The following is a 15,459-nucleotide window of genomic DNA, read 5'->3' on the forward strand; positions in this document are numbered from 1 at the left end:
CGGCAGCTGCAAGGGGGCTGCATTGTAGAGAAGGGGCGCATGCCGTGCGCTGCTTTGCTAGCGCCGGCAAGAACACGAAATGACTTGACACTTCGCGATAACGGCGTTGTCTCTTGTTACGTCAGCCACCTGGGCGCAATCTGCCGGATCCCATCTCAACGGCAGCCTGGACCTGACTCGGCGGCCCGATCGCTGCCCGCAACCAGCAGTGAAAACTTACGTCAGGGGGCACCCCATGCTTAGCCTCGGCCACAGCCCGCTGGCGTCATCCGTGACCTCGGCCATGACTTTCGGCGGTGTCTGGACAGGCCTGTTGGCGGTCACCATCCATGGGTCGGAGCTTGCTCTTTTGCTGCGCGCTTACACGCACGCGGGTTTTTTGGCCGGTCAGGCCGTTACTTATGAGGGGATGTCATGCGTCGTTATCTGGTTACCGCAATTGCCTTGGCGCTCGCCGGCATGTCTATGACGGCGGTGGTGGCTGCTCCGGCAGCGGCCACTGCTGCCCTCGCTACGACCCAGCTGCCGCGCAGCGTGCGGCCTACGCATTACGACGTATCGGTGACGCCGCATCTCGATTCGCTGAGTTTCGATGGCAAGGTCGGTGTCCATGTCGAGGTGCTGCAGCCGACCGCGAGCATCACGCTCAATGCCATGGACATGACTTTTTCCGAGGTCAGCCTGACCCCTGCGGGTGGCAAGAAGGCGGCGTACCCCGCACCGAAGATCACGGTGGATGCCGCCGCGCAAACGGCGACCTTTACCTGGGCGCAGCCGATAGTTCCCGGCAGCTATCAGCTGGAGATGACTTACACCGGCAAAATCGGTACCCAGGCCAATGGCCTGTTCGTGATCAAATACGACACCAAGGCCGGCAGTAAGCGCGCGCTGTATACACAGTTTGAGAATTCCGACGCGCGGCGCTTCATTCCGTCGTGGGACGAGCCGGCCTACAAGGCTACGTTCACGCTGGAAGCGACCGTGCCCGCCGAGCAAATGGCCGTGAGCAACATGCCGGTGGCCGAGAAGAAAGATCTCGGCAGTGGTTTGGCGCAGGTGCGTTTTGCGCCATCGCCGAAGATGTCCACCTATTTGCTGTTCTTCGGTCTTGGCGAGTTTGAGCGCGCTACCACGCAATCCGATGGCACCGAGATCGGGGTGATCACCCAGAAGGGTGCGGTGTCGCAGGCGACCTTTGCGCTGGATTCGGCCAAGGCCGTGTTGCACGAATACAACGATTACTTTGGTACGCCGTATCCGCTGCCCAAGCTCGACAATATCGCGTCCCCCGGCAGTAGCCAGTTCTTTGGCGCGATGGAGAACTGGGGCGCGATCTATACCTTTGAGTATGCGTTGTTGCTGGACCCTTCCATCTCGACCCAGTCTGATAAAGAAGAGGTGTTCTCCACGGCCGCGCACGAAATGGCGCACCAATGGTTTGGCGATCTGGTGACCATGCGCTGGTGGGACGATCTCTGGCTCAACGAGGGTTTTGCATCGTGGATGGCGGCACGCACCACGGAGAAATTGCACCCGGAGTGGAACACCGCGCTGACCGCGGTGGATGTGCGTGAAGGCGCGATGAGCCGCGACGCTATCGCTACCACTCACTCCATTGTGCAGCACGTCGCAACGGTGGAGCAGGCGAGCCAGGCCTTCGATGTGATTACCTATTCCAAGGGCGAGGCGGTGATCCGCATGCTGGAGGGTTACGTCGGTGCGGATACCTGGCGCGAAGGCGTGCGTCGTTACATGAAGGCCCATGCTTACAACAACACCGTGTCTGACGATTTGTGGCGTGAGGTCGAGGCCGCCGCAGGTAAGCCAGTGACCGCCATCGCCCACGATTTCACCTTGCAGCCTGGCGTGCCGATGATTCGCGTCGAGGCCGCCTGCACCGCAGGCAAGACCACGCTGACCCTGACCCAGGGTGAGTTCACCAAAGATCGCCCGGACAAGAAACCGCTGTCATGGCGGGTGCCGGTGATTGCACAGGCGGTGGGCTCGGCCACGCCGGTGCGTACGCTGGTCAGCGGTGGCCATGCCAAGCTGGATGTGCCGAGCTGCGGCCCGATCATCGTCAATGCCGGGCAGAGTGGTTACTACCGCACGCTGTACGCGCCGGCTCAGTTCGCCGCGATCAAAGACAGCTACGCCAAGCTCGCGCCGATCGACCAGCTGGGCCTGTCGGGCGATACCTGGGCGCTGGGCATGGCCGGGCTGCAGCCGGTGTCGGATTATCTCGACCTGGTCAAGGCAACCGCGGTCGATGCCGACCCGCAGATCTGGGGCGATATCGCCGGAAAACTGGCCAGCCTGGATAACTACTACGACGGCGACGCAACGCGACAGGCGGCATTCCGCAAGTTCGCCATCGCGCGGCTAGAGCCCCTGTTCACCCGCATTGGCTGGCAGGAGCGGCAGGATGAGGCCGCACCAGTCAAGGTTCTGCGCATCGAGCTGATCAACGCACTCAGCCGACTGGATGATCCGACGGTGTTGACTGAATCGTTGCGCCGCTACAAAGCCCAGGCGAGCGATCCGAATGCGCTGCCGGCGGCACTGCGCAAATCGATTCTGGGGGTGGTGGCGCGGCATGCGCCGAAGACAATGCGCTGGCGCAGCGTGCACTCGATCTGGCGTTGACCGACGAGCCGGGCGCAACCAATAGCGCGGGCATGATTTCCGGTGTTTCGCGTTCGCACCCGGCACTGGCTTTCGATTTCGCCATTGCGCATATCGATCAGGTCAGCAAGAAAGTCGATTCGTCGGCGAGCAGCCGTTACTACCCGATGCTGGCTTCCAACTCGCTGGACCCGGCCATGGTCGGCAAGGTCAAGGCTTACGCCGATGCTCATGTCGCCGCAGGTTCGCGCCGCGATGCCGAGACCGTCATGGCCAGCATTACGTACCGGGTGAAGGTACGCAATGAGCGCTTGCCGGTGATCGATGCCTGGTTGAAGAAAAACGGTAACTGAGCAAGCGCTAAGCGAAGACCACCGTCACCTCTGGCTGCATCCATCGAGGCTGGTTTGGCGGAGATCAGATGTTTTCATGTGAACACAAAAGGCCCTGCATGTGCCTAGGCGTTCACTTAACGTGTTGATGCACCGAAGCCCCGGAAAATCCGGGGCTTCTTTGTTTTGGCGATCCCGTAGACGGCACTGCGTGCGTTGCAGCGCAATAAACTTACTGAGGGCTACAGGAAGAAAACGTTGGTGTGCAGGTCATCACGCATGGACGACGGCGCGCGCACTTCTTCTCATTTTCGCTGAGCGCTGGTCGACTTGTACCGCAGTAGAAATACCTGTCTGACTCTCTAACTAGAGCTTGCATTTCGCTGTTATTGGTTGAATTGGTTTGGCGTTGATACCTGCGGGGCGCTGCGAAGTTCGCTACTCCAAAGAGCCCCCCCCATAGCTCACTTAGAAACTACTTCTACTGCGGATACCGCACCAAACTGAGTAACCCTGTCGCGAACGGCATCCCGGTACGGGTCCAGGCTACGAGTCGTATTGCAACTCCAAAACGAAAAATCAAATACAGACGATGGTTTCCTGTTGTCTGCCTGAATAGAAATATTTGATGCCCTCTTCGCATCAAATATTTCCAAAAAGTCTATGCTCAGAGAGTCCGATGTCTCTGCCCTACCAACGTAGCTAGCACCGAGGGCAATGGGCTCCTTGTCAGATTGCAAGAACTTGATGAAGTCCTGACGTCTCTCAGGCTGAACAGTCACCCACAACTTGACTGGGCTTATCTGACCCGTTGCGCAGTACGACTCGCTACAGGCGGCGGACTGCACCCAGCCAGCCAGGGCCAGAGCAAGCAGCATGTTGGAAAGTATTGAGCGCATTGATTGCTGTCAGACGCCCTGGATCAATTTAACTCGAGTCCACTCTCACTCACGAGGACCAAGTTATAGGTGCTCAATAGCTTCCCAGCGTCATTCCAATTCTGAATTTTCACCGATGTCACAACGCCTGCTGGACTCACGTCGTATTGATAGGCCTCAACGAGCTTGTTCACGTCAACATGCGGCGCGCAACCTGTTTCGGCAATCATTGAGCACATTGCAGAGCCGTGCCATCCGCCATTTGCTAGTCGCTGAACGGATATCCTTGGCCCTTTTGTATATTCCGCAGAATGGTCTGCGCTCTTCGGGATAGCGAATACCAGTTCAGCGATAGATCGACATTTGAACGCGCGGGACGAACAATTTTCAACACGTCCATCGACCTGCGAGACATCATTGGCAGGATTTTTTACGGCGTCGCGTGCAGTTCCTATGATGACGTTATTTTTTTCGATGCCTATAAAGTAACCTTGCTGCTTATCAACATATCGTATCGAGCAGCCAAGATCCCTAGCCGAATCGATGGGGAGGCTGCACAGAGTGCTGGTAACAGCCAGGACTATCGCCATAATAGTCATTGGTTTGGCCCCAAAAAGGAACTCGCTGCAGCGTCATAAGAGTCTTGATGAGCATCTTGATCGTTAGCCATTCGGTTTAGCCCGAAAAATCCAAGAGCTTTCCTTTCTTCGGAACTTCGATGGATTCCCTCATGTAGAAAATAAAACTCTTGCGTCCTCTCTGCATCGCCAACGGCCGTGCGCCCCGGCTGTAGGCCAGCCTTATCGACGGTGGTCGTGTTGCCCTGTGTATCCATAGCCCCAGATTCAACGGGATCAGCTCTTATTATGCGTCCTCCTAAATTTTGGGCAACCGAAGTCCCCGAAATAGAAAATGAGTAGGTCTTGTCGCCGCTCTTAAACGAGATATCCGCGGTCTTTCCTGAACTGGCCGCCGCGTTGACCGCCGTTGTCAGAGCTTTTTCTAAACCTGCATACGTTTTATGGTCCTCGTCGGTCGCATTCCTGGTTACATTCTTTCCATTTTCCTGCGTGACGACTTGATCGATCTGACATGTGTACGTCTTATTGGCTAGCGTGCAGGTACGTCCATCGGGATCGATGTGATCAATTGGGTTGTTGTTGACGTAATCGTACCGATTGAAGCTGAACGTGTTACCCGCCGTAGGCATGACAGGATCAACGCTGAGAAAATGCCCGGTTACTGGATCGTAGTACCTGTGCTGCATGTAGATGAGATTGGTCTCAGGATCATCCACATGTCCCGTGTATCCAGGCCCATTGGGTGGCGTACCTAACGCGATCGTTCCATATGGTGCATAGTCGAACGTAGCGGTGATGTTGCCTTGGGCATCTGCTTCCGCCAAGGGAGTTCCTTGGGGATCGGTATAGACGTAGGTGACGGTGCCGTTTGGCAGGGCGTGAGCGAACCCAATGTCTAAAAGCGCTAGCACGCAACCGGCGACGACTGCTCGACTGATAACCATCCGTTGTTCCCCCGTCCGTTACCCGCTCCGACGTGGCGGGCGTGTCATCCTGATGAGAACAATAATGGGGGAGGGGCGTCAAGCTCCTGGAAGCCAGCATCGCACTCCGATTTTCCCTATGCTATTGGATGGCGGTTCAATGCAAGGGGCGGCGGTCTCGCACAACCAACGTGCTTTGAATGACATGGTTTAGTCCTCTCCATAAAGCCTTAGATACAGGCACCCGTTACTGCCCGGGCATTGCGCCGGACAGCTGGGCCATATCGATGACAGCCTTGGCTGAGTGCTAGCAGGTATTAAACGTCGGCATAGCGAATCCTCTCAAGGACAGCCGATATCCGTGAAGGATGTTGCACCCCGAAGGGTCGCACCGACGCGTGAGCAACGCGTTGTTCCCCAGCCTGGCTACAACGCCATATCGTGGCGTCCCTCTGCCTGCGGCCTGATCGAATAGCCTTGCGATTTAGGGCTTTCTTGTTGACATCACGGTCGATGCGCAAGCGATATGATGGTGCACCGATAGGGCGCCGGGCGAAGGGGAGATCATGCATATTTCGAGAAAACTCAATCTCGCGCTATGGATTGTGAGTCTGTGCCTATGCAGTGTTTTCGCGCAGGCCTCCGATCAAGCGCTCGCGGATAAGCCTGTCGTCAAAGATAAGACTGAGGTGACCGGTTATGGTTTTAATTGGCATGCCGACCCCGATACGGTGAGGTGCATCAAGATGACGCCCGTGTTCGTGGCGAGCTTCAAGGCTTGCGTTCATCTGGCCAAAGACGACAGCCAAACCGGCACGATGAAATTTCAATGCGATGCCGGCGGCGACAAATCGTATTTGATCGCCGAGACGCTTAAGCAATGCCAGGATGCGAAGGACACCATGGCTGCCAACGCGCCTTAGCGCTGGCAGCGTATGCGATCAATCGCTGGGACTGGTGCAGGCCGCATGGCGGCTGCCTTCGATGCGTAGCACTTCGCCGCGATCTTGCAGAGTGATGCTGGCGGTGTAGTGCTCGGGTGAATCGAAATCGACCTGGCCCTTGCCGCTGATCGGCATGGCGCCGGGGCAGCTCAGCGTCCATGACAAAGCGGTGCTGCTGCGATGTTGGTCACTGCGCTGACACGACCTATCCGGCACAGCGATATCCGCAAAGGCGGTCCAGGGATCCATGTCCTCGGCCTCGCAATGCCATTGGGTCGATGGCGGTCCGGCTTGCCCTTGCTTGACGATGCGGGTAACGGTTTTCCATAAGCCGGGCATGGCTTTGAAGTCGCCAGGGTCGGCATGGCCAAGCGAGCTGCTCAGGCCGAAGGCGATAAGCAGCGTAAGCGTGGCGCTGCGGCTGACCGTGGGTTGCTGTTTCTGCATAAGACGATGCATCGCTGGAGCATTCTCCGAGAGCCGTGAATGGCGCGTGGCGTAGACACACGAAAACCCTGCCCGCAGCTAGCGGGCAGGGCAGGATCGAAGTGAATCTTAGTCCTGGGTTTCGGTGTTGGCTTCGTTCGACGCGTGGTAGTCGCCGAAATTGAACATGTTCATCAAGTTGCCGATGGCCGGCGCGTTGAGTGGCACGTACGGGTTTTCACGACGTGCAATCGGGTTGGGCAGGTTATCGCGGCTGCGCGATGAAATGGTCTCGTGCAGGCCCCAGTTGGCCTCGACGAATTTGTCGAACGAGACATGGTCGTAATACGTGTGTACGACACGACCGCCCTCGGAGTAGCGCGAGATCACCAGCAACGGAATACGCGTGCCATCGCCGAAGAAGTCGATCGGCTGGATATAGCCGGAATCCCAATAGCCGCCGCCTTCATCGAACGTCACCATGATGACGGTGTCGTTCCATACCTGCGGATTGGCCTTGGCCATCTCGACGATCTTCTGCACGTAGCCTTCGAACAGCTCCAGCTTGGACGATGCCGGGTGGCCGTCTAGCAGCCCATCGGGCTTGGCAATGGATACCGCCGGCAGCGTGTTGTTCTGGATATCGTTGTAGAGGTCGTTGATGTCCTGGTTGTTCTTGCGCAGCTCAGGATTGGTCATGACCTGGGTGGAATAAAGAAACGGATCGCAGATATTGCAGAACGTACCGGCCTCGCCATTTTCCTTGCCGTTGCCCCAGCCTTCGCCGTAGTACTTCCAGCTTACGTGGTGACGGTTGAGCAGCAGGGCGAGGTTGTCCTGGGTGGTTGGCGGTACGGTGAACTGGTTCGCTCCCAGCGGCGCGGGTGTGCCGTCACCGAGATAGCCTGGGTTGTAGTTGTTGACCAGGTAATAGGCGTCCCGCTTGCAATCGGTACCGCGGAAGGTGTGGTAAGGCAGCGAACGCAGGTAGTCCTTGATGGCATCCACGCCAGGCTGTGTTTCATCGGCACAGTTGACGTAGGAGCCGCCGCCGTAGCCGTCTTGCACATACCAGTTGTTGGTACCGGCCTGGGCATTCGGGTTTTCGATCTGGTTGCTCGGCGGTACGGCCGGATTACCTTGCGCATCGGCATAGTAAATCGGGCTGCCGAAGCCAAGCATGATGTGATTGGCGCCGGTGCCGCCCATCACGGATTGGTGGAAGTTATCGCTCAAGGCATAGGTGCGTGCCAATTGGGCGAAGTACGGCGCGTCACCCTGGGCCATGTTGAGGAACTGCATGGCGGTGGAGCCTTCGCCGGTGCTTTGATCGGTGAAGTTGGCGGGTTGTTTGGCGCCGTTGTTGCCCGCGCCGATGCTGGTCTCGACCCAGGGGAACAAGTCATTGCGGCAGCCGCTGGGGTTTCTCGGCGTGGCGGCGTCAACGCTGCAATCGAGTTGCTGCCACATCTGGAAAAAGCGGTGTACCGGGCTGTTGGCGTAATCGTTGTAGCTGATCGATGCGTGCATATCGACCGGTGCATTCACCAGATCGGCAGGAAAACGTGTATCGATGACATGGCCGGGCAGGCCGGTACCGCCTTCGGCCAGTTCGATATACGCGTCGGCAGGCAGGCCCGGTTCGATCGCCGCGGCTTGCGCCGCCGAGGCCAGATAAGGCTGCGTCGGTGCGCCGCCGGTATTCATCTTGGGCAGCAGCGTATACGGCGCCGTGCGCTTGGGGGCGTTGGCATAAGCACCGGTGTTGGATGCCTGCCATTGGCGTGCGGCGGCAACATTCGGGCCGGGCGTGCCATCGGCATTGACGATGCCTTCCGAGAGCAGGTTATGCACGCGTTGCCCGGCCGGCGGTGTGTAGGTAGCGAACACGTGATCGAAGGTGCGGTTTTCGCCGATCAGCAGAATGACGTGTTTGATCGGCGTGCGGGTGTGGCCGCTACGGTCGTCACCATCGCCGGGGCGATGCAGCGTGACAATACCGCCTGGTAATGCCGTGTGGTTGCTCTGCGCCGCGCTGGGCAGATGTTGGCGAAAGCTGGCGTCTTGATCGGGTGGTGTGGTGCTTTGTGCGCTCACGACACCGGCAAGGCCGGTAGCGAGCAAACCAAAGACAAGTGGCTTCAATCGGGTACAGCCAGAAAGCATGGGCATGACTGGATCTCCTGCTGGAATCCTGTAACGACTGCGATCGTTTGTTTCCCCCTGATTCTTCGCTTGCGAACGATCTGGGTTCACAAGACTTCGACAGTCTGTCTCGCGTAGATGACGATGCGTTGGCAAGTACGCGACAGCGCTGGCGCGCACGATGACACTGCGGCGACATCGTAAAAACCTGTGGCAAGAAGGGCTTGCAGTGCAGCGGCTCTTGTCCGTCCGCTTGCTTGCAGGGGATGCTGGGATTGAGGCTTGCGGCAGGATCGCACCTCTTCCCAGTCCTCCCTGCGACCTAAGGGAGTCCCCCCGTTGGGGAGGCGCAGGGGAGGGGGCTGGCTGAGCTGAGTTTGTTGGTGCAGCGTCAAGATTTTACGTATGGACGGCCATTAAACGTCATGTTTGAGCGGGCAGTAATTCATATGGCCGCATCATGTCGTTGTCTTCGTGCTCAAGAAAATGGCAGTGCCATACATAGCGGCCCGGCTCGCCTTCGAAGTGCATGGCAATGCGCGTCACCATGCCTGGGTCGGCGCGCACGGTGTCTTTCCAGCCAGCCTCGTGCGGCGGCGGTGGTTGCGCGGGGCCGGTGTATTTGAGTGTGCGGTCAGCATTCCAGGCGAACAGATCGAAAGGGCGTCGGTCGATAATCTGGAAACGCACCAGATGCACATGGATAGGATGCGCATCGCCGGTGAGGTTGATAAAGCTCCACGTCTCGATGCTGTTTTGCCGCGGATTTTCGCTGATCGGATCGGACCAGTGTTTGCCGCCAAGCAACATCATCATGGCGTTGCCGCCGGCATCATCTTGCTCGCCGAGAGTGAGTGGGCGATCGCGTACCGCAGTCGCCGGGTCGATGCGTTTGATCGGGCGCAGGGTGGTCGGCAATACCGAGGTATCGCGTGGTTGATGGTCGCGAACGCGAAACTCCATGATGGCTTCGGAGCGATGATGTAATTGCACCGACTGCCCGGCCAGGCCGGCGAAATCCACCACGACATCCGCGCGCTCGGCGGGATAAAGCTCGATGCGTGCGCGCTGCAACGGCGCAGACAACAAGCCTTGGTCGCTGCCGATCTGTTTGAAAACCAGGTGCTGCGACAGCGATAAATCGAAAAAACTGGTGTTGGCTACATTGATCAAACGCAGTCGATAGCGCCGTGGCTCGACCTCCAGGTAGGGATAAAGCTTGCCGTTGCAAAGCACCGCATTACCGTGACATTCGGTGACCCACGGTGCGTCGGGATCATCGGAGACGGGGTAGTAGAGCTGGCCGTCCTTGGCGATCAAGCGATCGCACAGCAGCAGTGGCAGATCGAAGTCGCCCGACGGCAAACCCAGCGCTTGTTCTTCGGCATCGCGAACGATGAAGCTGCCGAACAGCCCGGCATAGATATTGAGCCGGGTAATGCCCATGGCGTGATCGTGATACCAGAGCGTGGCGGCATCTTGCACGCTTGGATAGTGATAAAGCGCCGAGTGGCCCGGGGCATACCACTCTTCGGGGTAGCCATCGCTAGCGGCCGGTACGCGGGCGCCATGCACGTGGGTCACTACACGCACATCGGGTTTGCCGCGTTCGGCGCCATGGATGGTGTGGTCGATCGGCAGGAAGTGCTTTGATGGCAGCGCATTGACCCACTCGATCAATAGCGGTTCGCCGCGTGCAGTGTCGATGGTGGGGCCAGGCGACAGGCCGTTATAGCCCCACATCGGTGTGGCCGGCAGATCGCGATGCAGGCGTGCCTTGAACGCACGCATTTCCATGTGGTAGCAAGGCAATGTACGGCCGGGATAAGCGGGGTGCGTCCGCTTGTCGGTAGCGTGTGCGACCGGTGGGATCGGTAACGCATCGACGAATCGGCTCAGCGACGCCGGGTTGAGTAGCGGGACCTTGGGGGCGGCCAGCGTTGGCGCGTTCATGCGCATAGGCATCGCCATCGGCATGCTGCCAGCGCGGGCGAGGCGCAGCGCATCGGCTAGGGTATACGCCGTCAGCAAGCCGCCTGCGCCCAACAAAAAGCGCCGACGTGAAAGCGTCACAGCAGGCCACCTAGACCGATTCGAAGTGCGATAGGGCCGCGAGCGGCATGGCAGCGGTGGAAACGACCTAGGCGTGTCATTAAGTCACCCTAGGTAACCCGTATGACAGACATGTTGCAGGCTTCCCTAGTGCCACGACATCAAGTTTTTACGCAGGCGCTGGTTTGATCGGCAACCGGTTTACGATGACCGCATTCATCGGTGTTCGGGAACCTCGCATGCATCAAGTGGGCTATCGCCGCACGGCACTGACTGGCCAGATGGCCATGCTGGCGAACAGCTCGCGTTCGTTCCCGCGGCATACCCACGATCAATACGGCATCGGCGTGGTCGATGCCGGCGGTCATGCATCGGCGGGCGATGCGGGCAGGGTCGAGGCGGGGCCGGGCAGTCTTATCTTCGTCAATCCGGGTGAGGTTCATGACGGCTGGGCGGTCGGCGGGGCGCCGCGCACATGGCGCATGCTTTATTTCGATCCGGCGCTGCTGCTGGAGGTGTTGACCGACATCCGCGAAGGGGCGCCGCCGGCTTTCAGTTTTGCCGCGCCGGTCACCGAGGATCACCGTTTGCGTTCGCTGTTTGACGCGGCCTTTGATCAGGCCCGCAGCGGTATACAGGGACGCTCGGCGCTGGCATCCGAAGCGGCGCTTTTTCAGCTTGCTGCCTGCTTGCATGAAGTGAAGGCTGCGCGGGTTTCTGGACGTCTATCGACGGTGCAAAGTGTTTTTGTCCGCCGCGCCAGGGAGCGCATCCATACGGATCTCGCGGCTTCGGTTTCGCTGGCCCAGCTGGCGCGCGATGCCGGGCTGAGCCGGTTTCAATTGTTGCGCCATTTTGCGCGTGAGCTGGGGTTGCCTCCGCATGCTTATCTGTTGCAACAGCGTATTGCCATGGCGCGGCAGATGATTTTGCGCGGGGTGCCGCTGGCTGAGGTGGCGATGGCCACGGGCTTTGCCGATCAAAGCCATTTGAGCAGGCATTTCAGTCGGCAAATGGGTGTGTCGCCGGGGCGCTACGCCGCCGCTTGAGCGGCTGCAATTTCGTCCAAGACCCGTGCTGGCCCGACAGCGCATGGTGGGTGCCCGTTTAAGCCGGAGCTTGCGATGCACCCCAGATATGTCGGATACCTATGCATGGCCGCGGCCATGATGACGGTAGGCAGTACGGTTATTGCCAGCAAGACCATGGGCGCAGGACTGGCCCCTTTTACCGCCACGGCATGCCGCTTTGCCATCGCGTTATGCGCTTTTATCCCGTTGATGTGGTTGACCGGTACGCCCTGGCCGCGACCCAGCCGGGGCGATGGCTGGTTGCTGCTGGCCCAGGCTGGCGCCGGTAGCGTCGGCTATACCGTGTTGCTGGTGCTCGGCACGCAACAGACGACCGCTGCCGATGCCGGCATCCTGCTCGGTACACTTCCCGCCGTGGCGGCGCTGTTGATCGTGCTGCTGTTGGGTGAGCGACCCACCCCGCGATTGTTGCTGGCGCTTGCCTTGGCGACGACCGGAGTACTGGCCGTTACGCTGGCGTCGCCGGCATCGGGCGGCGGAGCCCGGCGGTCGTTATTTGGCGATCTGTTGATTCTTCTGGCGGTGGTTTGCGAGAGCCTGTTCATTTTGCTCAACAAACGTCTGCGCCAACCGCTGCCGCCGTTGGCCCTGGCGACGACGATGAGCGGATTGGGGCTGGCGGTATCGATCGTTCCCGCCCTGCTGGAGCAGCATCCCGCGTTGATCGGCGTTTCTGCCTCGAGCGGTTGGGCGGTGATTTATTACGCGCTGGTTCCGACCGTGGCCGGCTTCTGGCTTTGGTATGCCGGCGCGGCACGGGTTACTGCGATGGAGGCGTCCGCATTCACGGCGATCGCGCCGATTGCCGCGGTGGTCTTGTCGGCCATGCTGCTGGATGAGTCGATTCGTCCAGCGCAGATGCTGGGGTTGGCGCTGGTCATCGTAGCGGTAGGGACGGTTGCCACGGCCCGGTCGCCCCAGCCGCCGTTGGAATAAGCCATGGTGGTGGCGGTTCGTCCCTGGCTCCTGCTTTTCGTCACCGATCGAACGCGATTCGTCCCCTGGCGCTGGTGCCTGGGCGCCCTGCGGCACACAGTGGCGACCGACAAGGCCGCCGGCCTGAGGAGAAGCTTTCGTGAATCGAAGAGAGTTGTTGAAGGCTGCGTTAGCGATACCGTTGTTGCCGGTGATGTTCTCCGGAGCAGGCAGCCCGGCCTGGGCCGGACATGCCACCCTGGCGAAATGGCGCTCCCGGGTAAGGCCGGGCGACCCGGCATGGCCATCGGCGGATCGCTGGGAAAGCCTGAATCAGCAGGTCAGTGGCCGGCTGATCAAACTGCAGTCGCCGTTTGCCGACTGCGCGACGGCTGCGGGGAATCCTGCGTGCAGCGAAGCCCTTAAACATCTGAAAAACCCTTATTACATCGGCGACCAGCCCGCGCTGACCCAGACCAGTGGCTGGGCCGATGCCTGGGTCTCGCAGCCAAGCGTTTATGCGGTGGCGGCCAGCAGCACGGCCGACGTGGTCGCGGCGGTGAATTTTGCCCGCGAGCACCATTTGCGTCTGGTGGTGAAGGGCGGCGGCCATAGCTATCAGGGCACCTCCGATGCGCCGGACTCCCTGCTGGTATGGACGCGCAAGATGAATACGGTATCCGTGCACGAGGCCTTTGTCGCCCGCGGTTGCGCTGGTGTGCAGGCGCCACAACCGGCGGTGTCGGTGGGCGCGGGCGCGATGTGGATCGATGCCTACGAAGCCGTGACCACCCAGCATGGGCGTTATGTGCAGGGCGGCGGCTGCACCACGGTGGGGGTTGCCGGCCTGGTACAAAGCGGCGGCTTCGGTAGCTTCTCGAAGAACTTCGGCATGGCCTCGGCGGGCTTGCTGGAAGCGGAGATCGTTACCGCCGATGGCGTGACGCGCATCGCCAATGCCCGCACTAACCCCGATCTGTTCTGGGGCATCAAGGGCGGTGGCGGCGGCAGCCTGGGCGTTATCACTCGGCTGACCTTGCGTACCCGCGAACTACCCAACACCTTTGGCGCGGTGTTCGGGGCGATCAAGGCATCCTCGGATGCGGCGTATCGCGTGTTGATCGCCAAGGCGATCAGCTTTTACCAGAGCGATTTGTTCAATCGTCACTGGGGCGAACAAATGGTCTTCAAGACCGGCAATGTCTTGCAGTTTTCGATGGTATTTCAGGGGCTGGAGCAAGCGCAGGCCGAGAAAATCTGGGCGCCGTTTCTGGATTGGCTCCGCTCGCGCGACGAATACGCTTTTCTCAGCGAAGCGAAAGTGCTGAGCCTGCCTGCGCGACATTTCTGGGATGCCGAATTTCTACGCCAGCACGCATCCAGCTTCATCGTCTCCGATGATCGGCCGGATGCGCCACGCAATCATGTGTTGTGGGCGGGTGATGAAGGGCAGGTCGGGCAGTTTTTGCACGGTTACCGTTCGGCATGGCTGCCCGATTCGTTATTGCAGCAAGAGCGGCAGTCGACCCTTGTCGATGCCTTGTTCGCCAGTACCCGCGAGTGGGACATGTCGCTGCATTTCAACAAAGGGCTGGCGGGTGCGCCCGCGGAGGAGATTGCCGCGGCACGTAACACCGCGACAAATCCCGATGTGCTGACGGCCTTCGCGCTGGCGATTTGCGCTGGCGAAGGGCCGGCTGCTTTTCCGGGCATGCCGGGCGCCCGGCCCGATCTGGCCGAGGCGCGCAGCGCGGCACAAGGCATCGATCGCTGCATGGATGCGTTGTTGAAGGCAGCACCCGATGCCGGCTCGTATGTGTCGGAGAGCAACTACTTCGAAGCCGCCTGGCAGAAGTCTTTCTGGGGTTCCAACTATCCACGGCTGGCCGCGGTGAAACAGAAATACGATCCGCAAGGGTTGTTCTTCGTCCATCACGGCGTGGGCAGTGAAGTGTGGAGCGCGGATGGGTTTACGCGGCTGCATGGCTGAGTCGCAGATCCAGGCCTAGGCCACCTGGTCGATGCATAAAAAAAGCCCTGCAAAGCAGGGCTTTCTTGTTCATCCGATGAGGCGAGTCGCTGGCTTACGCCTCCGCTTCTTCCTTGTAAGCGTCGATCGGAATGCACGCGCACATGATGTTCTTGTCACCATAGACGTTGTCCACGCGTGCCACCGGCGACCAGTATTTCTGCAGCTTCAGGCTAGGCAGCGGGAAGGCGGCGAGCTCGCGCGGGTAGGCGTGAGTCCACTCGCTGGCGGTGACCATGGTGGCGGTATGCGGGGCGTGCTTGAGCGGGTTGTCTTCGCGATCGAGACGGCCGTCTTCGATGGCGCGGATTTCATCGCGGATCTGGATCATCGCGTCGATAAAGCGATCCAGCTCGTGCTGCGATTCGCTCTCGGTCGGCTCCACCATCAGCGTGCCGGCCACCGGGAAGCTCAGCGTCGGCGCATGGAAGCCGAAGTCGATCAGGCGCTTGGCCACGTCTTCGGCGCTGATGCCGGTGCTGTCCTTAAGCGGACGCAGGTCGAGAATGCACTCATGC

At 59.7% G+C, this 15,459-nt stretch carries 9 protein-coding genes and 2 pseudogenes; 5 read left to right on the top strand and 6 right to left on the bottom strand.

Going from position 1 to position 15,459, the window contains the following annotated elements; translation table 11 throughout:
• Positions 1 to 414: 414 nt before the first annotated feature.
• A pseudogene (locus OUZ52_RS11960) lies at positions 415 to 2,978 on the top strand (M1 family metallopeptidase).
• Between the two features lie 901 nt (positions 2,979 to 3,879).
• On the opposite strand, the gene OUZ52_RS11965 reads toward OUZ52_RS11960, so the two are convergent.
• The gene (locus OUZ52_RS11965; RefSeq protein ID WP_266158629.1) at positions 3,880 to 4,434 is read right to left on the bottom strand and encodes a hypothetical protein; all 555 of its coding nucleotides are present in this window, start codon (positions 4,432 to 4,434) and stop codon (positions 3,880 to 3,882) included.
• Positions 4,431 to 5,360, bottom strand: a complete 930-nt coding sequence (locus tag OUZ52_RS11970; RefSeq protein WP_266158630.1) for an RHS repeat-associated core domain-containing protein — start codon at positions 5,358 to 5,360, stop codon at positions 4,431 to 4,433. The genes OUZ52_RS11965 and OUZ52_RS11970 overlap by 4 nt, the downstream gene beginning before the upstream one ends.
• A gap of 545 nt (positions 5,361 to 5,905) precedes the next feature.
• On the opposite strand from OUZ52_RS11970, the gene OUZ52_RS11975 reads away from it, so the two are divergent.
• Positions 5,906 to 6,262, top strand: a complete 357-nt coding sequence (locus OUZ52_RS11975; RefSeq protein ID WP_266158631.1) for a hypothetical protein — start codon at positions 5,906 to 5,908, stop codon at positions 6,260 to 6,262.
• 18 nt (positions 6,263 to 6,280) lie between these two features.
• On the opposite strand, the gene OUZ52_RS11980 is transcribed toward OUZ52_RS11975, so the two are convergent.
• From OUZ52_RS11980 to OUZ52_RS11990, 3 genes are all read right to left on the bottom strand, one after another.
• Positions 6,281 to 6,742, bottom strand: a complete 462-nt coding sequence (locus OUZ52_RS11980; RefSeq protein WP_266158632.1) for a DUF3617 domain-containing protein — start codon at positions 6,740 to 6,742, stop codon at positions 6,281 to 6,283.
• A 96-nt stretch (positions 6,743 to 6,838) separates the two neighbouring features.
• The gene (locus tag OUZ52_RS11985; RefSeq protein ID WP_266158633.1) at positions 6,839 to 8,881 is read right to left on the bottom strand and encodes an alkaline phosphatase family protein; all 2,043 of its coding nucleotides are present in this window, start codon (positions 8,879 to 8,881) and stop codon (positions 6,839 to 6,841) included.
• Between the two features lie 396 nt (positions 8,882 to 9,277).
• Positions 9,278 to 10,927 (bottom strand): multicopper oxidase family protein, encoded by a 1,650-nt coding sequence (locus tag OUZ52_RS11990; RefSeq protein ID WP_266158634.1) that lies wholly within the window; start codon positions 10,925 to 10,927, stop codon positions 9,278 to 9,280.
• Between the two features lie 218 nt (positions 10,928 to 11,145).
• Between OUZ52_RS11990 and OUZ52_RS11995 the strand changes: the two genes are divergently transcribed.
• The 3 genes from OUZ52_RS11995 (at position 11,146) to OUZ52_RS12005 (ending at position 14,902) form a co-directional block, all read left to right on the top strand.
• Positions 11,146 to 11,955 carry an AraC family transcriptional regulator gene (locus tag OUZ52_RS11995; protein WP_266158635.1) on the top strand — a complete coding sequence of 270 codons (810 nt, stop codon included), beginning with the start codon at positions 11,146 to 11,148 and terminating at the stop codon, positions 11,953 to 11,955.
• Positions 11,956 to 12,060: 105 nt separating this feature from the next.
• Positions 12,061 to 12,933, top strand: coding sequence for a DMT family transporter (locus tag OUZ52_RS12000; RefSeq protein ID WP_266158636.1), 873 nt, complete (start codon positions 12,061 to 12,063; stop codon positions 12,931 to 12,933).
• A gap of 139 nt (positions 12,934 to 13,072) precedes the next feature.
• On the top strand, positions 13,073 to 14,902 hold the full coding sequence (locus OUZ52_RS12005; protein ID WP_266158637.1) for an FAD-dependent oxidoreductase: 1,830 nt from the start codon (positions 13,073 to 13,075) through the stop codon (positions 14,900 to 14,902).
• A 94-nt stretch (positions 14,903 to 14,996) separates the two neighbouring features.
• Here the strand turns inward: OUZ52_RS12005 and OUZ52_RS12010 are convergent.
• Positions 14,997 to 15,459 (bottom strand): annotated as a pseudogene (locus OUZ52_RS12010) (glycine dehydrogenase (aminomethyl-transferring)); the annotation flags it as partial.

The sequence above is a fragment of the Dyella silvatica genome, from assembly GCF_026283955.1.
In the GTDB taxonomy this organism is placed as follows: Bacteria; Pseudomonadota; Gammaproteobacteria; order Xanthomonadales; family Rhodanobacteraceae; genus Dyella_C; species Dyella_C silvatica.